Source organism: Pedobacter sp. V48 (genome assembly GCF_000523515.1).
Classification (GTDB): Bacteria; Bacteroidota; Bacteroidia; order Sphingobacteriales; family Sphingobacteriaceae; genus Pedobacter.
On record NZ_AWRU01000033.1, the window covers coordinates 79,653 to 101,561 of the forward strand.

The 21,909-nt window shown below is 37.8% G+C and carries 19 protein-coding genes; 10 read left to right on the top strand and 9 right to left on the bottom strand.

The genetic code is table 11. The features are described from left to right. The first annotated feature begins 46 nt into the window (after positions 1–46). Complete coding sequence (locus N824_RS24690) at positions 47–1,114, top strand: phytase (RefSeq protein ID WP_052334266.1); 1,068 nt, start codon at positions 47–49, stop codon at positions 1,112–1,114. Positions 1,115–1,124: 10 nt separating this feature from the next. Here N824_RS24690 and N824_RS24695 read toward each other — a convergent pair whose 3' ends face one another. Together N824_RS24695 and N824_RS24700 are read right to left on the bottom strand one after the other, a co-directional pair. Beyond that, positions 1,125–2,927 carry a hypothetical protein gene (locus N824_RS24695; RefSeq protein ID WP_048907789.1) on the bottom strand — a complete coding sequence of 601 codons (1,803 nt, stop codon included), beginning with the start codon at positions 2,925–2,927 and terminating at the stop codon, positions 1,125–1,127. 45 nt (positions 2,928–2,972) lie between these two features. After that, positions 2,973–4,784 carry a hypothetical protein gene (locus N824_RS24700; RefSeq protein ID WP_048907916.1) on the bottom strand — a complete coding sequence of 604 codons (1,812 nt, stop codon included), beginning with the start codon at positions 4,782–4,784 and terminating at the stop codon, positions 2,973–2,975. Between the two features lie 141 nt (positions 4,785–4,925). Between N824_RS24700 and miaB the strand changes: the two genes are divergently transcribed. From miaB to N824_RS24745, 8 genes are all read left to right on the top strand, one after another. Next, positions 4,926–6,374, top strand: coding sequence for a tRNA (N6-isopentenyl adenosine(37)-C2)-methylthiotransferase MiaB (gene miaB, locus N824_RS24705; protein WP_048907790.1), 1,449 nt, complete (start codon positions 4,926–4,928; stop codon positions 6,372–6,374). A 16-nt stretch (positions 6,375–6,390) separates the two neighbouring features. Further along, entirely contained in the window at positions 6,391–7,626 is a 1,236-nt protein-coding gene (locus N824_RS24710; RefSeq protein ID WP_048907791.1) for a sigma-54-dependent Fis family transcriptional regulator, read from the top strand. 2 nt (positions 7,627–7,628) lie between these two features. Continuing rightward, positions 7,629–8,126, top strand: a complete 498-nt coding sequence (locus tag N824_RS24715; protein WP_048907792.1) for an LptE family protein — start codon at positions 7,629–7,631, stop codon at positions 8,124–8,126. 1,197 nt (positions 8,127–9,323) lie between these two features. Continuing rightward, positions 9,324–9,683 (top strand): preprotein translocase subunit SecG, encoded by a 360-nt coding sequence (gene secG, locus N824_RS24725; protein WP_048907793.1) that lies wholly within the window; start codon positions 9,324–9,326, stop codon positions 9,681–9,683. A gap of 226 nt (positions 9,684–9,909) precedes the next feature. After that, entirely contained in the window at positions 9,910–10,203 is a 294-nt protein-coding gene (groES, locus tag N824_RS24730; protein ID WP_048907794.1) for a co-chaperone GroES, read from the top strand. 76 nt (positions 10,204–10,279) lie between these two features. Then, positions 10,280–11,920: a chaperonin GroEL gene (groL, locus tag N824_RS24735; RefSeq protein ID WP_048907795.1), complete on the top strand. Its 1,641-nt coding sequence runs from the start codon at positions 10,280–10,282 to the stop codon at positions 11,918–11,920. 90 nt (positions 11,921–12,010) lie between these two features. After that, positions 12,011–12,670, top strand: a complete 660-nt coding sequence (locus N824_RS24740) for an MgtC/SapB family protein (RefSeq protein ID WP_235207287.1) — start codon at positions 12,011–12,013, stop codon at positions 12,668–12,670. A 16-nt stretch (positions 12,671–12,686) separates the two neighbouring features. Then, the gene (locus N824_RS24745) at positions 12,687–14,114 is read left to right on the top strand and encodes an L-serine ammonia-lyase (protein ID WP_048907796.1); all 1,428 of its coding nucleotides are present in this window, start codon (positions 12,687–12,689) and stop codon (positions 14,112–14,114) included. 7 nt (positions 14,115–14,121) lie between these two features. Here N824_RS24745 and N824_RS24750 read toward each other — a convergent pair whose 3' ends face one another. Genes N824_RS24750 through N824_RS24775 form a run of 6 tightly spaced genes read right to left on the bottom strand, consistent with a single transcriptional unit; the run spans position 14,122 to position 20,205 of the window. Then, the gene (locus N824_RS24750; protein WP_048907797.1) at positions 14,122–15,468 is read right to left on the bottom strand and encodes a DUF58 domain-containing protein; all 1,347 of its coding nucleotides are present in this window, start codon (positions 15,466–15,468) and stop codon (positions 14,122–14,124) included. Between the two features lie 11 nt (positions 15,469–15,479). After that, positions 15,480–16,457 (bottom strand): MoxR family ATPase, encoded by a 978-nt coding sequence (locus tag N824_RS24755; RefSeq protein WP_048907798.1) that lies wholly within the window; start codon positions 16,455–16,457, stop codon positions 15,480–15,482. 3 nt (positions 16,458–16,460) lie between these two features. Then, positions 16,461–17,642: a DUF4350 domain-containing protein gene (locus tag N824_RS24760; RefSeq protein ID WP_048907799.1), complete on the bottom strand. Its 1,182-nt coding sequence runs from the start codon at positions 17,640–17,642 to the stop codon at positions 16,461–16,463. Continuing rightward, positions 17,639–18,361, bottom strand: a complete 723-nt coding sequence (locus tag N824_RS24765; RefSeq protein ID WP_048907800.1) for a DUF4129 domain-containing protein — start codon at positions 18,359–18,361, stop codon at positions 17,639–17,641. The genes N824_RS24760 and N824_RS24765 overlap by 4 nt, the downstream gene beginning before the upstream one ends. 1 nt (position 18,362) lies before the next feature. Continuing rightward, positions 18,363–19,253: a hypothetical protein gene (locus tag N824_RS24770; protein ID WP_048907801.1), complete on the bottom strand. Its 891-nt coding sequence runs from the start codon at positions 19,251–19,253 to the stop codon at positions 18,363–18,365. Beyond that, on the bottom strand, positions 19,246–20,205 hold the full coding sequence (locus N824_RS24775; protein WP_048907802.1) for a stage II sporulation protein M: 960 nt from the start codon (positions 20,203–20,205) through the stop codon (positions 19,246–19,248). The genes N824_RS24770 and N824_RS24775 overlap by 8 nt, the downstream gene beginning before the upstream one ends. Before the next feature lie 131 nt (positions 20,206–20,336). Here N824_RS24775 and N824_RS24780 point away from each other — a divergent pair, with 131 nt between their 5' ends. Continuing rightward, entirely contained in the window at positions 20,337–21,068 is a 732-nt protein-coding gene (locus N824_RS24780) for an RDD family protein (RefSeq protein WP_048907803.1), read from the top strand. 4 nt (positions 21,069–21,072) lie between these two features. On the opposite strand, the gene N824_RS24785 is transcribed toward N824_RS24780, so the two are convergent. Then, positions 21,073–21,870 (bottom strand): SGNH/GDSL hydrolase family protein, encoded by a 798-nt coding sequence (locus N824_RS24785; protein WP_200869936.1) that lies wholly within the window; start codon positions 21,868–21,870, stop codon positions 21,073–21,075. Positions 21,871–21,909: the final 39 nt, after the last annotated feature.

Consider the following 21,909-nt stretch of genomic DNA (forward strand, 5'->3'; position numbering starts at 1 on the left):
AAGAAGGTACCGCTTTAAAGAATAAGAAATATTAAATTAATACCTAATGAATAAATACACCCAGATAATTATATTCTCGGCGATGCTTATATCGATGAACATGGCCTGCACTCCACAAAAAGCAGATACCACTGACGCGGTAAAGCCTTTATACACTACAGAACCAGTGCAATTTGACTCTGATGATCCGGCAATATGGATTAATCCGATAGATTCTTCAAAATCATTGATTATTGGAACTGACAAGGATGAAAATGGCGGGTTATATGTTTTTGACTTGAAAGGAAAGATCATCAAGAACAAAACTATAAAAGGATTAAAACGGCCCAATAACGTCGATATCGCCTACGGCCTGGTACTTGCCAGTAAAAAGACAGATATCGCAGTTACAACCGAGAGAATGACACACAAACTCCGTATCTACTCTCTACCTGATATGAAGCCCCTCGATAATGGTGGTGTTCCCGTTTATGAAGGTGAGAAAGGTGAAATGTATAGAGACCTGATGGGAATTGCAATGTACACCAGTCCCAAGGGTGAAATCTATGCCATTGCAGGTAGAAAAACAGGACCTAAAGACGGTTCTTATTTATGGCAATATCTGCTTGAAGACGATGGTACAGGACACATCAGGGCAACCTTGAAGCGCAAATTTGGAAACTACAGCGGTAAAAAAGAAATAGAGTCTATTGCAGTAGACAATGAGATGGGATACATCTATTATTCAGATGAGCAGTTTGGCGTACGCAAATATTATGCTGATCCGGCTAAAGGCAATAAAGAGCTGGCCTTATTTGCCAAAGAGGGTTTTACGGAGGATAATGAGGGCATTAGTATCTATAAAACTACGGACACAACAGGTTACATCCTGGTATCAGATCAAAGTGCCAACCAGTTTAAAGTCTATAGCAGGGAAGGCGTTAAAAATAAGAACGACCACCAACTTATTACAAGCATTAAGGTTTCAACCAACCAGAGTGATGGCTCAGACATTTACTCGAAACCGCTTAATGGCGATTTTAAGCACGGAATTTTTGTTGCGATGAGCGATAACAAAACATTTCAATATTACAGATGGGAAGACCTGGCAGGTAAATTATTAAAAGTAAACTAAAACTGACCGATTAAAAGCTACTCTTTTCTCGAGTAGCTTTTCTTTTTAGTCTGATAAGCCTGCGTTTTTCTCTGTCGGCTTTTATTTTTTCGAATTTTGCTATTTGTTCCTTTATCTTTTTTTCCTTTTGAGGAGTTACACCAACACTATACTTTATCCCCTGAAAAAGTGTTTTCCAGATAAAACTAAAAAAGGACGCTGTTTTTTCCCGTTCAAATTTTATTGATGCCGCTATAAGTACACCGTCTGTTTTAGGGTTATCCGAATTAATGATCATTGCATTTGCCAAAAATGACATTAATCCCTGTTTAACCAAATGATCACGCCCTTCTTCTTTTTTAAGCAGTGCTACAGAAAGGTCATTAAAAGCAAATTTGACTTTACCTGTTGCAAGGGTTTCATTTGCATCGATATTAAACTCAAGTTTTTTAACGTGCCCGCTTTTCACTTCAACCATTCCTAGAGGCTTTGTAATTCTGTTAAGTACTCGCCCATCCATCGGGCCTAAGGTTCCTGAGTAAGAAAAAGCGCCATCATTTGCGGCAAGATTAAATTTAAAATTCACGTCCAATTTGCCATGCCCCATCATGTAGCTCGTTAATTTAGCAAACATAAAGGGGTTTTTATTTTTAATTTTTTCGGAGTTGGTTATGTTCGTTATACTTCCTGAGGTTTTTTCAAAGGTGATTCTCCCCTTTTGCTTACTATCTTTGTCGAACTCCGCATAGGTCAGATCTATATTACTCAAATTAAGCTGTTTAACCGTGAGCAATCCCTTAACCTTTTGCAATAGTTGATGAGGGTATTTTCCTATTTTAATCTCGGTTCTTTTAGGTAGTTCATTATTATTAAAAACGGATACAGAGCCGTTGTTTACATTCATCTCGGTAGCATAAAGCTCCTGTTTACGAACATACAAAGGCAGGTTAATGCCTTCTAAACTAATATCACTCATCTGAATATCAAACCTGTCTTTTGAAAAGCCTACAGTCTTTCCAAACTTCATTTCATCGTACCGAGGAACAACACTAAAACTCTTTATATTGAGTTTACCTGATGATGCCCTAAAATCTAACTGGTTAAGATTGATATGATACAAGCTATCCGGCGTGGCGAAGGTGTAATTATTTAAATTTATAACCACGTCTTTAAGCAAATAAAACCTGCTCGTATCCCTTACTGAGTTTTTATCGATCAACCAGTTTTTTAGCGTGACATTTAGATTCTTAATGGAATCAACCTCTGGTTTGGCAACGTTTTTATTAACGTATTTAAAGCTAATGTTTTTAAGATCGATGGTTTTTACTTTAAGCTCCTTTACAAATTTGGAAATGTAGTCGTAGGGTGATTTATCAGGAAATGGCTTTTTGAGTTCATTAAACTCCAACTGCTTATTTACCATTATAATTTCCGGATTATCAAACAATAGAAGGTCAATTTTTACCTTTTTATCTCGCAGCAGATCAATAGGATGAAAGTTTTTTATAACCAGCTCTTTTAGCTGTATGTAATAGATGTTATTTGGTGCGTGTTTTAGACGAACCATCTTTTTCAGAATGTTAGTATCTGGGGTAATTTTAACGTCTGACAATGATGCTCTCCCCGTAATAAAATTTGTACCGACGTCAGAAAATTCGATGCTATACAAGCTGTCCGTGGCATTTAAAACGAGGTCTCTGACTTGTGCCTTAATTATTGGTTGAAACCTGACGCTTAGGTGTCTGGATGCCGCAACCAACAGTAAAATAAAGAAAAGCATGATCCCGGAAACCCATTTAAGCGTACTATAACTCTTTCGGTCTTTTTTGATCATAGGCCTTAGTGGTTTAACCTAATATACGAATTTATTCATCAGGCGTTAGGTATCAGTCTTTTTTTTCTCGGCCTTTCTTTCGGCGCGTTTGTTCTTTCTTTCTTCTCTTTTTTCGCGCCGTTCCTGCTTTTTATCCTTTACTTTTTCCATTGCCTGTTCGGGTGTTTTCACGGGAACAATGCCTAATCCAACGGTCTCCCTCATACCTATAAAAACACCTTTCCAAAGCAAATTAAAAAACGAGGCAGCAGGTGTTCTTTCAAAAGTAACCCTGGCTGTTCTTGGTTCCGCTCCTTTGCCCGGATTTGCATCTTCAATTAAAAGACTATTTGCAAGAAAAGATAAAAATCCTTTCTTCTTACCTATTCCCCCATTTTCACCTTCTTTAAGCAATTTTATTTTAAGGTCTTTATAATAAAAATGAACAATGCCCGAAGCACCTTTCACATTGGCTTGAATATCGAAATCAGTTCCCTGCATCTGTCCGCTTTCTATTTCAACTAAGCCCATGTTCTTTGCCATTGGATTTAAAACAAGCATGTTCATTGCCCCTACATTCCCTTTATACGTAAAAGAAGCATTTCTATCTGTTAAGTTAAAGTTTATAGTAACCTTAATCCGGCTGGTTTTCATTACCAGTGCTGTTAAATTTGCAATAGCATGGTGATTCTTTGCAAGTCTAACTGAGTCATTAGTTAAATTGAGAATATTCCCCGTCAGGTTCTGGAAATACACCGTTCCTCTTTTTTGAGTGATCGGATTGTACTCTGTATAGGCAACATCGATATTGGATAGCTTAACGGTATCGATAATTGTTTCAATAGGTAATCTTTTAAGTGCAATATGAGGGAAGTTATGAGCCTTATCAAAATTAGGGGGGGGAGGCAATTCCCTATTCACAAAAATGCCCGCGTATGCAGGCCCTACCTTTAGGGCTCTTGCATATAAACTGCCTTCAGCACTTAGTTTATTAAAATCCACTCCTGTAAAGGTTATTTCATTAAATTTTAAATCGTACCGATCTTTACCATATTTATATTTTCTGGTAAATGCTAAGTCTGGATGAAGTGGAATCATTTGCAGACCTTTTATGCGAATATTTTTATCACTAACCGAACCAGCAACTGTATCTATCTTTGTAGTATACATCCCATCTTTACCTGTAGCTCTATATCCTGTTAATTCAAAGTTGATGTCTTTTGTATAATAAAACCGTGTGGTATCAGACTTAGAAAGAGAGTCGATAAGTAGATCTTTAAGAGTGATATTTAGATGTTTTATTGAATTTAAGGGTTTAGAAGTAGCCCCGTTAATATAATCAAAGTCGGCATCTATTATTTTAATGGCCTTTACATGGATGGATTTTAGTGTTTTAGATATCTGATCATACAAACTGCGCTTATCTGCAGCGGTATCTGTTTTTTTGACAACTTTATAATGAATCATATTAATGGAGGGTTGATCCATGATGATGGAATTCAAGCTTATCCGTTTCTTAAAGTAGGCAGTAAGTATACCAATTCTGCTTAACTGTAGACGCGCCAGTTTTACTTGGAACAAGTTAGCAGGGGCAAGCTGAAGTTCTTTTAGCTGATTAAAAACTGTAGTATCAGGCGTTAAAGTAACGCTATCGAGTACCGCACTTCCAGTGATCAGATTAAGGCGAATGTCTTTAAAATTAATCCTATAAAGTTTCTGAGAACCGTTGTAAACCCCATCTTTTATTTTTTCGGTAAGTAGTGGTTTCCATTTTGCACTAAAATATAGAGCAGCACCCCCTACTAAGAGGATCAAGGCTGTAAGAATACCCGCAAGCCACTTGATTACTTTGTATTTTCCTGGTTTATTTGACGTCATATTTGAATAGCATGCAATATCAAGGCCATAATAAGAAATAAGGCTGGCTATTGTCACAAAATATTCATTTAGCATTCTGCCAATTTGTCATTTGTAAATTAAATTACGTATTTTTGAAGCCCATAAAACAATTGACCATTTATGATTGATTTACAGCTTACAGATAAGACACATGATGAAGAGCGCCAGGGCGAGGCTTTAATTGTTGATGCACCTTTGGTGCGCAATGGCCGCAAACTGTATATCGAGAGTTATGGTTGCCAGATGAATTTTGCGGATAGCGAAATTGTTGCATCTATATTATTAGATCAGGGATTTGAAACTACTGGTGATTACAAGGAGGCTGATGTAGTATTTATAAATACTTGCTCTATCCGTGAAAACGCAGAACAAAGAGTACGTAACCGCCTATCGCAATTTGGTGCCGAAAAGCGCAGAAACCCTAAACTTATTGTAGGTGTTCTGGGCTGTATGGCTGAACGTTTGAAATCAAAATTTCTGGAAGAAGAGAAATTGGTTGATGTAGTTGTTGGACCGGATGCATACCGTGAATTACCCCAGTTGTTAAGTGAAGTAGAAAGTGGCCATAAAGCTATAAATGTTCTCTTATCGCGTGAGGAAACTTATGCAGACATTAGTCCTGTTAGGTTAAACGGAAATGGCATTACCGCATTTATCTCTATTATGCGCGGTTGTGATAACATGTGTTCTTTTTGCGTAGTTCCTTTTACAAGAGGTCGCGAGCGCAGCAGAGACCCGCATTCGATTATGGCGGAAGCTCAGGACTTATTTGACCGGGGCTATAAAGAAGTTACTTTACTTGGTCAGAATGTAGATTCATACAAGTGGAAGGGTAACGATGCCGATGACAGTACTGAAATTGAGGTTAACTTTGCTCAATTGCTTGAAAAAGTAGCTTTGATTAGTCCTGAATTAAGAATTCGTTTCTCTACTTCTCACCCTAAAGACATTACCGACGAAGTTTTATACACCATCGCTAAATACGATAATATCTGCAACTACATACACTTACCTGTTCAATCAGGAAGTAGCAGGGTATTAGAATTAATGAACCGTACTTACACCAGAGAATGGTACATTAACAGAATTGATGCGATTAGGAATATCATTCCTGACTGCGCAATTTCATCTGATATTATTGCCGGTTTTTGTACAGAAACGGAAGAAGAACATCAGGAAACGCTTAGCATTATGGACTATGTGAAATATGATTTCGCATTTACATTTAGTTATTCTGAGCGACCAGGAACCCTTGCTGCACGTAAGTTTGAAGATGATATTCCAGAAGATATTAAGAAACGCAGGCTAAGTGAAATCCTGATTAAACAACAGGAAACTTCTTTATATCGTTTACAACAATTTGTTGGAAAAACTGTTAGGATTTTAGTGGAGGGGACTTCAAAAAAATCAGATAAAGATTTCTGTGGCAGAAATGATCAGAATGCAATGGTGGTTTTCCCGGCAACAGAAGGTGTTACCGCAGGGCAATATGTATATGTGCATATAGACCGTTGTACCTCGGCAACCTTATTAGGAACTGTTGTAGTTGAAGAACCTGAAATTGTTTAATTAAACACAGATTACATTGGACGTACAAGACATAAAAAATCGTTTTGGGATAATTGGTGGTTCTCCACTATTAAACCGGGCTATAGATATTGCCAGGCAGGTTGCACCAACCGACATGTCTGTTTTAATTACGGGCGAAAGTGGTAGTGGTAAAGAGGTTTTCTCTCATATCATCCACCAGATGAGCACCCGCAAACACGGAGCTTTTATTGCGGTAAACTGCGGCGCCATTCCGGAAGGCACTATTGACTCTGAATTATTTGGCCACGAAAAAGGATCTTTTACCGGGGCCCATGAAGCCCGTAAAGGTTATTTTGAGGTCGCAAACGGAGGCACGATTTTTCTTGATGAGGTTGCAGAATTGCCATTAGGTACTCAGGCGCGTTTGTTACGTATCCTTGAAAGCGGTGAGTACCTTAGAGTCGGCTCATCCAAAGTGCAAAAAACAGATGTACGAATTATTGCAGCAACCAATGTTGATGTTTATAACCGTGTAAAATCTGGTAAATTCCGTGAAGATTTATATTATAGATTAAATACTGTTCCGTTGCGCATTCCTGCCTTGCACGAACGTAAAGAAGACATTTATTTATTATTCAGAAAATTCTCTGCTGACTTTAGTGATAAATACCGCAGTCCAGGTATACAGCTGGAGCCTGAAGCAATACAGATTTTGAGCAATTACAGCTGGCCGGGAAATGTACGCCAGTTAAAAAACATTGCTGAACAGATCTGTGTTCTGGAGAAAGACCGAAATGTAACAGCTGCAGCTTTGCTGAACTACATACCTAATGAAAGCGCAACAAATTTACCTGTAGCAATTAACGGGAATACGAAAGAAGATTATACAGAAAGAGATATCCTTTATAAGGTTCTTTTTGATATGAAAAAAGATATGATGGAATTGAAAAAGCTGGTAGCCGAAATCATTCAGAGTGGAGGAAATACTTCGCACATCATGGCAGACAACCCTCATTATATCAATCAGCTTTATCAGGAGGTGGATCAGACTTATGGCAATGAGCAACCCACCCTTACCATTAAAAAGCCTGTTCAAAATGCTCCTGTAGATTACAACTATACCCATGAAGCAGAAGAAGTTGAGGAATCTTTATCTTTAATAGACAAGGAGTCTGATCTGATCAAAAAAGCATTGAAAAAACACAAAGGAAAGCGCAAATTTGCTGCTCAGGAATTAGGCATCTCTGAACGTACATTATATAGAAAAATTAAAGAATTGAATTTAAACTAAGGATGAAAAATTTATCTATAATCATATTACTATTCTTTTTTAGTAGCTGTACAGTAGGGCTAAAAGGAATTTCTATTCCTGACGGGATGAAAACAATTAGCGTTAAGGTTTTTGAGAACAATGCGCCTTTAGTGGTTGCATCTTTAAGCTCGCAGTTTACAGAAGAATTGAAAACTCGTATCAGAAATCAGACCAGTTTAAGCATTACACAGAATGATGCCCATGCCGTTTTTTCTGGAAATATTACCGGATATAGCATCACCCCCGTAGCCATAACAGACAACAAGCAACCTACGGCAGGTGCAAACAGGTTATCGATAACGGTCAATGTAAAATACGTAAACAATCTTGATCCCAAACAAAGCTTTGAGCAATCATTTGAGCGTTATAAAGATTTTAAACTGGCCGGAAACCTGCAAGCACAAGAACCTGCGTTAATTAAAGACGTTACTGCTCAGCTTCTTGAAGATATTTTTAACAGGGCTTTTGCACAATGGTAGGTTAAAATAGAGATCAATTATTAACTTAGCATCGTGGAGCAGGATATGAATATTAAAGAACAGCTAACAAGATTAATTGCTGTGCCTGAGAAAACATCTCAGGATGACACAGTTATGCTTCAAGATCTCGTTAAGCAGTATCCTTATTTTCAGCCCGTCCATCTGCTGCTGGCAAAAGCCACTTTGAATACAGATGAGGGCAACACCAATCTTGCTACCGCGGCTCTGTACACGAATGGGCAGTTACTCCATAATTTTATTCATGAAACAGAACGTGCAGAACCTATTGACTTCAACATCATTAGTTATTCGCCCTCGGATACTTTCAGCAATAATCCTGAAACCTTAGACGAATTTGTAATTGATGAAGTTCCTTCTGAAATGGAAGAACAAAAGGTAAGCGATGATCAGGAAATATTTGATGAAATTGGCGAAGTAAACATACATGATTATCATTACGCTGATACACCTCCGATTACGCTTGAAGACAACAGAGAGAATCCAGAGGATGATCTTGTTTTAGAAAACATTGTAGCTACCGATTTCTTCGCCTTTCAGGAAAACTTTAAAGTTGAACCAGTAACAGAAACTTCGGAAGTTACTGAGAATCAAATTGAGGAATATAAAGAAGATGAGCCTGTTGAAGAAGATNATNCGRTWGYWMTCAGTAAATACGATGATGATCAGCTTCCCTACACATTTTTATGGTGGCTTGCCAAAACAAGAAAAGAGCATCAGCAAATATTTCAACCTTACGCTTCGCCCAAGCATGTTAAGCACGATCAGGAGCAAAAACCGGATAGAAGCAAAAAGGCAAATGAGCTTCAGCAGCAATATGTAGAGAATATATTTCACATGCAGAGCCCATTTGATGAAGAAGAAAGTGAATATTCGCCAAATGAATTTAAACAGCGCTCAAAGGGAGCTGAAATTATTGAAAGCTTTATCAAGAATGAGCCTCAGATAAGTCCACCTAAGCCGGAGCAAATAAATAACGAGAATAAAGCCAAAAAAAGTGCGGAGGACCATAATGACCTGGTATCTGAAACGCTGGCAAACATCTATATKKAWCANRAYRMWTWRYGACAAGGCCATAGAGACTTATGAAAAATTAAGTTTGATGTTTCCAGAAAAAAGCCGTTACTTTGCCGACCTTATTCAATCGATAGAAAAAAAAATTTAACAACCTAACATAATATGCTTTTCTTAATTATTTTATTAATCATCGTTTGTATTGCCTTAGCGCTATTTGTTTTGATACAAAATCCTAAAGGTGGTGGTCTGGCAACAGGCGGATCTGGCAGTAATATGTTTGGCGTTCAACGTACAGGTGATGTTTTAGAAAAAGGAACCTGGGTTTTATTAGCGCTTGTGGTAGTGCTTACTTTATCAATTACAACTATTGGTAAATCAGGTGGCTCATCAGCAACTGGAGCTGGTTCTAAAATTCAGGAGCAACTTGACAAAACTCCTACTCCATCTCCAATTGGCGGCGGTAATACTGCTCCTGCACCGGCAAATACGCCACCAGCAGCAACTGACACTACAAAAAAATAAGTTCTTATATTCAATAAGAATGCAAAAGCCCGGAAGGTTAATACCTCCGGGCTTTTTTTTACCCCTGCCACTCTGACACAAAAATAGTTTGCCTTAATCCATTAGCTGACAAGGCTGTGTAAATTTGTCAAGCTTAGCCCCCTTGGCACAAAAACTGATATGTTCTTTCCTGCGTAATTAAATTACTTTTACATTTATAAATCTAAAAACAAAACAATAATAAGTTATGGCTTTAAACTTTAAACCTAATGCAGATAGAGTAGTTGTTGAAGCTGCTGCTGCAGAAGAAAAAACAGCTTCTGGTATTTATATCCCTGATACCGCTAAAGAAAAACCTCAACAAGGAATAGTAGTAGCTGTAGGACCTGGTAAATATGCTGATCAAACTGGAAATCTAATCCCATTAAGTGTTAAGGTTGGTGATCAGGTTTTATACAGTAAATATGGTGGCACTGAAGTTACTATTGAAGGTACTGAGTATTTAATTATGAGAGATTCTGATATCTTAGGAACTCTTTAATCCAAGTATAATTATTGAAATGAAATTGGTTAATGCTTAATTCATTTCAGCTTAAACAAGAATCAAAAAAAATAAAATGGCAAAACAAGTAAAATATAACGTAGAAGCCCGTGACTCGCTGAAAAGAGGTGTTGACATTTTGGCTAATGCTGTAAAAGTAACTTTAGGTCCAAAAGGCCGTAATGTAATCATCGACAAAAAATTTGGCTCACCTGCTATCACTAAGGATGGTGTTACAGTAGCTAAAGAAATTGAATTGAAGGACCCAATTGAAAATATGGGTGCTCAAATGGTTAAAGAAGTAGCTTCTAAAACTGCTGATATTGCAGGTGACGGAACTACAACCGCAACTGTATTAGCTCAGGCAATTGTAACTGCAGGTATTAAAAACGTAGCTGCTGGTGCAAATCCAATGGACTTAAAACGTGGTATCGATAAAGCAGTTACTGCAATTGTTGAGAACTTAAAAGCTCAATCGCAAACGGTAGGTGAAGACAACAACAAAATCAAACAAGTTGCGTCTATCTCTGCCAACAATGACGAAGTAATTGGTGCATTGATCGCTGAGGCTATGGGCAAAGTTGGTAAAGATGGCGTTATTACTGTTGAAGAAGCAAAAGGTACTGAAACTGAAGTAAAAACAGTTGAAGGTATGCAATTTGACCGTGGTTACTTATCTCCATATTTTGTAACTAATGCTGACAAAATGGAAGCGGAATTAGAAAACCCTTACATTTTGATCTACGACAAAAAAATCAGCAACATGAAAGAATTGTTGCCTGTATTAGAAAAACAAGTTCAAACTGGTAAACCGCTATTGATCATCGCTGAAGATTTAGACGGTGAAGCATTAGCTACTTTAGTAGTTAACAAAATCCGTGGATCTCTGAAAGTTGTTGCCGTTAAAGCTCCAGGTTTTGGCGACAGAAGAAAAGCAATGTTAGAAGACATCGCTATTTTAACTGGCGGTACTGTTATCTCTGAAGAAAGAGGTTATAAATTAGAGAATGCTGACCTTACTTATTTAGGTACTGCTGAGAAAGTTGTTGTTGACAAAGACAATACTACAATCATCAATGGTGCTGGTCAGTCTGAAGACATCAAAGCTCGTGTTAACCAGATCAAAGCTCAAATTGAGACGACTACATCTGATTATGACAAAGAGAAATTACAAGAGCGTTTGGCTAAATTAGCTGGCGGTGTTGCAGTTCTTTATGTAGGTGCAGCTTCTGAAGTTGAAATGAAAGAGAAAAAAGACCGTGTTGATGATGCTTTACATGCAACCCGCGCAGCGGTTGAAGAAGGTATCGTAGCTGGTGGTGGTGTTGCTTTCATCCGTGCTATCGAGGCATTAGAAGGCATGAAAGGTTCAAATGATGACGAAACTACTGGTATCCAGATCATTCGTCGTGCTATTGAAGAGCCTTTACGCCAGATTTGCCAGAATGCAGGTATCGAAGGTTCTATCGTTGTACAAAAAGTTAAAGAAGGTAAAGCTGACTTCGGTTACAATGCCCGTACTGATGTATATGAGAACCTAATTGCAGCTGGTGTAATCGATCCGACTAAAGTTGGTCGTGTAGCATTAGAGAATGCAGCTTCTATTGCGGCTATGTTATTAACAACTGAGGTTGTTTTAGCTGATGATCCGGAAGAAGCTCCTGCAGGTGGTGCTATGCCTCCTATGGGTGGTGGTGGTATGGGTGGAATGATGTAATAATCATTTTCCTTACACATATAAAAAAGACCCGCTGATAACAGCGGGTCTTTTTGTTTTAAATCTTTATTATATTTAGGTAGTTAAAACATGATGGAGAATTTTTTAGAGAACGGTCATTTCCTTACACTCAGTGAAGTGAACAAATTTTTACTGGCAACACTACTATGTGGTTTAATTGGTGCAGAGCGAGAGTTCAGAAGCAAACAGGCTGGGTTAAAAACAATGATCATGATTGGTCTTGGTTCTACTCTATTTACGATTCTATCTATAAAAATTGGTTTAAGTAGTCATGATCGTATTGCCTCCAATATTGTTACCGGAATAGGCTTCCTGGGAGCGGGTGTAATTTTCAAAGAAGACAATCAGGTTAAAGGCTTAACTACAGCCTGTGTAATATGGATTGTAGCCGCAATTGGAATGGCCATTGGCTCTGGATACTATGAACAGGCAATTGGTGTAACATTGGTTGTTCTACTTGCCTTATTTACGTTTCCCTTTTTGGAAGATATGGTAGAACGCCGCTTTACCAAAAGGGTCTACAGAATCGTAAAAAGATTTGAAAATGAAAGTCTGGAGAAATATGAAGAAGACATCAAGACCTCTAAATTAAAGCTTACCCGAGGCAAGCAAGAACTTGCAAATGGTATCATTAGCGGAACATGGGTAGCTGTAGGGAGCCCTAAAAACCACAAAAGATTTGTAGACCGTATGCTTCAGGATAGAAATATCATAGCATTTGATTTTTAAGTTTTAGCTTTGCACAATGCAAAGGGAACAGATCTCAGTATTTGATATTTTTAAGATAGGAATTGGACCGTCAAGTTCACACACACTTGGTCCGTGGCGGGCAGCACAGCAATTCACCGCTTCGCTAAAACAACAGAATCTATTGGATGAAGTTGAGCAAATAAAAATTTTGCTTTACGGATCCTTAGCAAAAACAGGTAAAGGACACGGAACTGATGTTGCCATATTACTTGGGCTGGCAGGTGCAGATCCGGTAACATTTGATGTAAACTCGATTGAGTGTACTATTGAATCAATCAAAAAAGAGCAGTCACTAATTCTGGCAGGAGAAAAACCAACTGTTTTCAATTATGATGATGATCTGATATTCCTTTTTTTTGAAAGCCTACCCTTTCATCCAAATGCAGTTACTTTTCAAGCATTTTTAAAAACTGGCAAAGCCATATCTGAAACCTATTACTCTATTGGCGGTGGCTTTGTGGTTAAGGAAGGAGAGGATGGTAAAGAAAGAGAGCAGGTAGATTTACCATTCCCTATTGAAAAAGCCGGAGATCTGTTACACTGGTGCCTTACTACCGGACTTAAAGTTTCTGAGGTAGTAATGGAAAATGAACTGGCCTGGCGTACAGAAGCTGCAACAAGAACAGGAATTTTGCAGCACTTCAATGTAATGAAAGATTGCATTTACAGAGGGTCTCATACCTCTGGATTTTTACCGGGAGGATTAAACGTAGCCAGAAGGGCCGCAGCGCTTAATAAAAAGCTGATGTGTAATAGTGTTTACACTAACTATGAAAGTTGGGTGATGGCTATTAGAGCAGGTGGAAATGGATTCAATTACACGCTTGACTGGGTGAGCTGTTTTGCCCTGGCTGTTAATGAAGAAAATGCTTCATTTGGTAGGGTGGTAACGGCCCCAACCAATGGCGCTGCTGGAGTTATACCGGCCGTATTACAATACTTTATAACATTTTGTGATGGATTTGATGAAGAAAAAATCACACAGTTTATTGCCTGCGCTTCCGAAGTAGGCAGTATCTTCAAAAAGGGTGCGACTATATCTGCTGCCATGGGTGGATGTCAGGCTGAAATCGGAGTATCTTCTGCAATGGCAGCCGCTGCGCTTACTGAGTGCTTAGGAGGCTCTCAGAGACAGGTTTTAATGGCTGCTGAAATAGCCATGGAGCATCACTTAGGGCTTACCTGTGACCCTATTGGTGGTTTAGTGCAAATACCTTGTATAGAAAGGAACACTATGGGCGCTATTAAAGCAATTACGGCAAGCCAGCTTGCATTGCAAAGTAATCCGGACAAAGCCAAGGTAAGTTTAGACGCCGTTGTTAATACGATGTGGGAGACTGCCTTAGATATGAATTCGAAATACAAAGAAACATCTGATGGCGGTTTAGCTACCAATATCCCAATAAGTTTGCCTGAATGCTAAACTATTATTAGATTTTCTGTTGTGCTTTAATTGAAAGGTATCTGTTGATTACATTTATGGTTAGTTTCTCTGGTGGGGTAAGAATGCTTAAGATTCCATGTTTGGCAAGCTCCTTTACGATCAACTTTTTCTCATAAGCAAATTTGCTGGCAATGGTTTTAATGTAAATCCCTTCCACGTCTTTTGCTTCCTCTTCGGTAAGAGATTTCAGTTCGGTGTTTTCAAAAAACACAATAAGCAGCAAATGGAATTTAGCAATACGCTTTAAAAATGGCAGCTGTCGGTTTAATGCAGACATACTTTCAAAGTTTGTAAAGAAAACTACCAAACTACGCTGCTTTAAAACACTTCGGATGCTTGTATACAGGGCTTCCATGTTGGTTTCAAGATATCTTGTTTTTTCTTTATACAAAACACTCATAATCTTACCAAGCTGAGCAGGTTTTCTATCAGCTGGCACGATAGTTCCTGTCTTTTCGGCTATTGTTATTAAGCCCGCTTTATCTTCCTTTAACAAAGCCACATTAGAAAGAACCAGGCTTGCATTAATGGCATAGTCCAATAGGCTCAAGCCCTCAAAAGGCATTTTCATGACCCTTGATTTGTCAATTACACAATAAACATGCTGGGCTTTTTCGTCAGTAAAGGAATTCACCATCAACTCTCCTTTTCGGGCTGTTGCTTTCCAGTTAACAGTTCTATAGTCATCGCCCTGCACATAACTCTTTACCTGATCAAACTCCAGGCTATGACCTATCCTTCTTATTTTTTTAATCCCAATTTCATTCAGTCTGTTTGATATGGCCATCAATTCATATCTTCTTAATTGCAGAAAGGAAGGATAAACAGGCACTGTTGTTTCTTCTCCAAAGTTAAACCTCCTTACAACTAAGCCTAACGGCGAACTAACATACAAACGAATCAATCCGAATACATACTCACCCCTTTTGGTTGGCCTTAAAGTATAACTGATTGTTTTATGTTCACGGGGTTTTAAATTACTTGTAAACCAGATGTCTCTTTTTTGAAATTGTAAAGGAATTTCATCAATAATACCAACTTTGGTTGCAAAGGGATAAAAGCTCTCGATATAAATATTGATTTCATTTTCATCGCCATTACTTAATCTTTCTGGAAGATCCCGTCTTAAAAAGAATCCCCTGGCTTGTCGATAAAGCATAAGCATATCTATAATAACCAATACGATCAGCGTCCAAAAAGCAATAAATGGGATATCACCAAGCCACGATAAAAAGAAAGAGAGCAGGAACAAAGTAGCACAAAGCCCGATCCCTGCAAACAGCCTTTTACCTAAAAACAGGTCTTTATAATATGTCTTAAAAAAGTTCTTCAACAGCTTAGGTGTTACCTTGGGATCTCTAATTTTTGAATAATTTGACCAACTACATCTGCAGGGGTAAGTCCTTCCATTTCCTTATCTGGTGTTAGCATAATTCTGTGCGCAAGAACAGGCACCGCCACTTTTATGATATCCTCTGGTGTAACAAAATCACGCCCCTGCATTGCTGCAATGGCCTTAGCGCTATTGATCATTGCTAAGGATGCGCGAGGTGAAGCGCCCAGGTAAAGTGATTTATTATTCCTTGTTTCATGGGTTATCCTTGCCGCATATTCTATTAGCTTAGGCTCAACATGCAAGGCCTTAATTATTGCCCTGCATTTCTTGATCTTATCAATACTTAGAACCGCTTTAACTGCATTTATTTCCACCTCAAGCTTTTGCTGATGTTGATTTTGAAGGATAACTATTTCTTCTTCCAGAGTAGGGTATTTTACCTCGATCTTAAATAAAAATCTATCTAGTTGAGCTTCGGGCAATCTATAAGTCCCTTCCTGTTCTATTGGATTTTGAGTTGCCAATACCATAAAAGGCTCATCCATTTGATAGCTATGTCCATCTACAGTTATTTGTCTTTCTTCCATCACTTCAAACAAAGCTGACTGAGTTTTTGCGGGAGCACGGTTAATCTCATCAACCAATACGATATGTCCAAATATCGGCCCTTTTCTATATTCAAACGACGAAGATCTGGGATCAAATACAGATGTTCCCAATACATCAGAAGGCATTAAATCAGGAGTGAACTGAATTCGTGAAAATGAAGCATCAATGCTTTTGGCAACAAGTTTAGCACTTAATGTTTTAGCCACACCAGGAACCCCTTCGAGCAATATATGGCCATCGGCAAGTAGGGCCGCAATGAGAAAATCTATTGTTTCCTTCTGCCCAATGATAATACTGCTCAGCGTTTGTCTTATCTGATCAACAGCCTGATTAAGTTCAGTTAAGTCGGTTCTTTCATTAAAAATTTCCGGTTCCATAGTTTATTGAGCTTGTTTATAAAATCTTTCAATTAGTTTATTAAGGTTGATCAGTGAGTTATCATCAACATACCGATTGTTATTTATCACATTTACAACACTGAACAGTTGGTCAATTGTTTCTTCGGGCACTCCTGATCTGATATTTAAAGCTTCTTCCAATTTTTTATCCAGTGCCGTTGTTTTCAGGTTATAGGTACTTCGAATATGCTCAAGAAAGTAGCTAATCTTCTTTCTTGCGATATCTCCATTGTCTCGTTGCTGATAGTATACTTTTCCAACAACCTTAACAAAATCTAAGGATGAGTTTTTTAAGGGTTCTATTATAGGAATTATTCTCTGCCTACGCTTCATTTCAAATAAAACAAAGATGATCAAACCAACCAATGCAATATAGTATGCCCATCGCAGTGACTCATTCCTAAAAATTACCCTCAAAACGGCTGAGTCATCGATGTTACCTCGGGTATTGTGTTCATCCCATATTAAACTTGCCGAGCTGGGAAGGTAAGATAAGGCCTTTGCTGAATAATCTGCTCCTAAAGGATTTATCAAGCTGTAATTGGTAAATAGTTGAGGGTTTGGTAAAATGTATATATGCCCTTTACCAAAACTGTATCTAATAAAGTTTGGCTTCCCGTTCGCATTTTTACCCAATACCGTTACCCTGGAAGTATCGATTTTAGTAAAATACTGTTCAGCGATTTGCTTTCCGAACACATAATCGTATTTCGTTTTTAACTTCGGATTGGTGAAATTAATTCCGGTAGATTTTTCTATTGAATAGTTATACGAAGACTCTATATCAAACTTAAGCGTATCATTTAAAGTTTTACCAAAATCAAAGGCGGCAAAAAATGCATTATTCCCGTCTTTTACAAAGTTGATAAGTTCTTTAAAATCCAGCTTATCAAGCTCCATCGAATGAGCAATAAAAAGATAGCTGGCATTACTAAACTTCTTATCCTTTAAAGTATTATATATAGGGTCTCTGACTATTTGTACATCTCTTTTAGGAAACAAATCATGTATTTCGTGAAACAGAATGTACGTGCCATACGGGATCTTATCTTCTTTTAAGTAGCTGGGAGTCCAGTTTGTTGGTTTGGGTTTATAATACTGGGCAAGCAGATAACCAACCAACAGTACGGCACTCACAATAAGATATCTTCTTAATCCCTTCATGAGCTATGCAGATTAAACCGTTCAAAAGTATCTTTAATGGCATTAAAATTCTCTTTGTCAATAAAAAACTCACCGTACCAAACATATTCAAATTGATGAGTAAGCTTGCTGAATTCTTTCTTCTTATCCGAATCATTAATCTCGTTGATATACGTTTGATTTGTTTTTTCAGGGAGCCAATGAATCAGGTTTTTATCGCTCAGTTTCTTAAGTGTCCGCAAATACAAAAGCCTGACAGCTAATCTGTAATTAGTATTCGCTATTGCCTTTTCTATTTCCTCACTAAAATTAATTTCATGGATGTTATCATCAGACTCATTATAAGGCACCTCTACTATTTGAGACTTCCGGGAAAATATCTTAAGATCAGCTCCGATAATTTTTAGGACAATGAAAACCACCAATCCAACCAGTGCAATAATTATTAAATACTTTATTAAACCACCAGACACCTTATTGCTTAAAACCTGGCCTATCAGGTGCCAAACCCATCGCCAAAACCTATCCCATAAGCTAAGATTTGGCGCAGGTACGTCATCATAAATAAAATCCGTTCCTTTACTATGTGCTTCCAGTTTACTTTTATCGAACTTACGCAGATCAACCTTAGTGGTATCTAACCTAATGGCTGCCTTTCCTGCAACAGAATCCAGCTTCCCCATATCAGCCTGAACCTTTAGCATTCCAAAAAAAAGAAAAATGAAGAGTAGTAAACGCATACTAATAATCCTCAGGGGTAGAATTCAAATCCGTTTCGGACTTTCCAAGTTGACTTATCCTTTCCAATAATCCGGTATTATCCAAACGTTCTACCAGGTTAAAATAACAAAGTGTAACACCTATAACAGGCAAGACCATAAACACCTGACATACATATTGAATAACTGTAGATACAACAATGATCAAAGTGCTCATACCACCGGATGCTTTTGTAAATGCAGAAACCATGGTAAGTATTATAGCTGGCATAGAAGCCATAGACATGCATGCATAGGTAATTATCCATATTACTAATATCACTCCCGCAGTTACCCACCATTGATCTTTTAACAGCTTGAAAGATCGGCTAAATGAATATTCAAAACTCCCGTTCTCAAGCACCATTATAGAATAGAAAAGAGACATTGCCGGAAATACATAGAAAAATGGCAGACCACAAAACAAAAGGCAAACAATCAGAAATATGCTTATTGCAATGCTACTTCCAAATACGCGAAGAAAATAATATTTGAAATATGCCCAAACTTCTTCCACCGATGGTGCCTGGTTTCCTTTTTGAACATACAACGCAATAAAACTTAAGGTTGAAACAACTATGGCAGTATAATTTAGTACAGAAAAGATAATCACAACGAAATAATTGAATGTGAACAGCTGGCCAAATCTGTTAAAAGGGTTGGCGTTCGCCTGATTGCCACCATAGCCGAAACCGATCTTTTGTAATCCAACCTGATACATTATTGCAGCCAACATCCCTGCAAGTACAAAGAACCCGCATAAATAAATATACGTTTTCATTAATGGCTTAAAGTTCTGTTTTATGAACTGGAACATATCATTAATGATCTCTCCAAACTCTCTGAGCTTTCTAAATTCTAATTTATCAGACATTGTTTATATTTTGAGTGCGTTTAATAAGTTGGGCAGGATACAATACTACATACCAAACCATAAATAAAAATGATGCCCCAAGAATGAAGACACTTAACCAAACAGGCATATTGGTATGCCTGGTAACAAAACTTTCAAATATTGCAGCCACTACAATAATAGGTAATATTCCCAAAGCTATCTTGGTTCCGTCTTTTGCGCTCTTTATAAATGCCTGAAGACGTGTATAGGTTTTAGGAAACAATAAACCATGTCCCAAAACCAAACCTGCGCCACCGGCTATTATAATCGCTGATATTTCTAAAGTTCCATGAATCCATATAACCAGTATGGATTCCATTCCCAATCCTTTACTAAAGAAATAATATTCGAATGAGCCAAGCATTATTCCATTCCTTAAAATAAAGAATACGGGCCCAATGGAGAAGAATATTCCGCTTACGAACATCAATAAGGAAACATAGATATTGTTGGCAGCAATCATAAAAAACATGCTGAACTCACCTTGCCTTTTATAAACCCCGAATGGATCTCCTTTAGCAATATTCTCATTAGTCATATTTACATATCCATCACCAAGTATTAACCTTAAGAAAGAGTCATCATATTTTGCAGATAGTATTCCTATTAAGCTGGAGATTACAAAAAATATCAGTGCATATAGCAACTGCCTGCGATAAGTATAAAAAAGGACAGGCAACTCAAACCTCCAGAATTCAATAAAGGTATTACTATTTTCTTTTTTATTTTTATAAATAGACTGGTGCAACAAAGCCGCAATCCCGTTTAAATATTCTGTTGTTTTTGATTTCGGATAAAATGTTTTGGCGTAAGCGAGGTCATTAGTAATGTCAACAAACCTATCAGCCAGCTCATCTGGCGTGGCTGCACTCATTTGCTCATAGGATTTCCATTTACCGGAATTCTGTTTAACGAACAATGATTCTCTCATAGGTTTTTGCGAGGGCTTTAATTTTCATGTAAAATAGCATAAAAAAGATTTTTACAAGAAAAATTCATTATCATTATTTTAATTCTCCTGAACATTTCTTTGTTTTAAATTTTATCTAAGTTTGAGTTTATATGGAAACAATACAGGTAAACACAAGTCAGCATATAGCTATTGATTATCCGGTCGCAGGATTAGGAGAACGGGTGGCTGCAAGATTAATTGATCTGGGAGCTTTTATAATAGTAGGAATTCTGCTTATGGTATTAACTGCACTTACCGGAACCACACAATCAAACATCCTTATCATTTCCATATGGTCAATTTATGGTGCTTGTTTTGTTTTTTATGACCTCATTTCTGAGATTTTTATGAACGGGCAAAGTATAGGAAAGAAGTTACTAAAGATAAAAGTAATTAGTCTAAACGGTGGCCAGGCAAGTTTAGGCCAATATTTCATTCGCTGGTTGTTTAGGCTGGTAGATTTCGCTTTAACCGCTCAGGTAGGTGGATTAATCTGTGTGGCCGTAACGGAAAATAAACAAAGAATTGGTGATATAGTTGCCGGCACTACACTCATAAAAACAGTTGCACGTACGGGATTTAATCACATTGCTTTTCATCCGGTAGAAGAAGAATACACCCCCGTTTTTACCTATGCTGATCAACTTACAGATAGAGATGCAGAGCTAATCCACGAGGTTATAAGTACTTTTTACAGAACAAATAATGCCGATTTAATTTACACAATGTCTGAAAGAATTGCAACGCATCTTGCCATTAAGGTACCGGTAGGAATGAACGAATTAGAATTCTTAAAAACGGTAATTAAAGACTACAGGTATATTACTTCCAGAGCTGAGTAGATAATTATTTTAAATTCTCCCATACTGCAGGAGCCATGCTTGTTGCCCATCCGGCATACATCTTACCAGAAGGATGGAGACCATCCTTAGCAACCAATGTTTTGTCGGATAGTGCTAATCGGGATGCCGGCGTAATGTCAGTATAGTTCAACCCAGCAGCTAGTGTTTCTTCCTTGTTTATGGCATTAAAGGCATCTATCTCCTTAGCGATGATTTCCGGATCGCGACCACTGTTTAGGCCATAAGGAGTAACCCCCCAATCGGGAATTGATACCACAAAAACATGCGATTTTTTGTCTTTTGTGAAATTTATGGCAATTTGAAGGAGCTCTTTAAACTCCTTACGGTAAACATCTTTTGATTCGCCTCTATATTGATTATTTACACCAATTAGTAAAGTAACAATATCAAATTTATGCCCGGGCGCCCCAGAATCTTTAATTCCAGACTGCAATTCACTAGTTGTCCAACCTGTTCTGGCAACTATGATCGGGGGGGTTATGATAAGGCCCTTTTTTGTGAGTTCATTTGCCAGTTGATTTGGGAAATTCTCATACCGTTCTACCGATTCTCCTATGGTATAGGAATCGCCAAGAGCAAGATAGTTTAACTGTTTACCCATATTTGGATCTGTTGGTTTAACAATTACAGTATCAACAGGTATTGTATCTGCAGGTTTAATAACTGTGTCGACTGGCTTGACAAGCGTATCCGTTATGCCATTATTATCCATTGACTTTACCTCTCCTTTTTTACAGGCTAATATCAATAATAATGATAGAATTAACATCGAATATTTCATATTCGACATTTACGCAATAACAACAGAAACGGTTTTGAG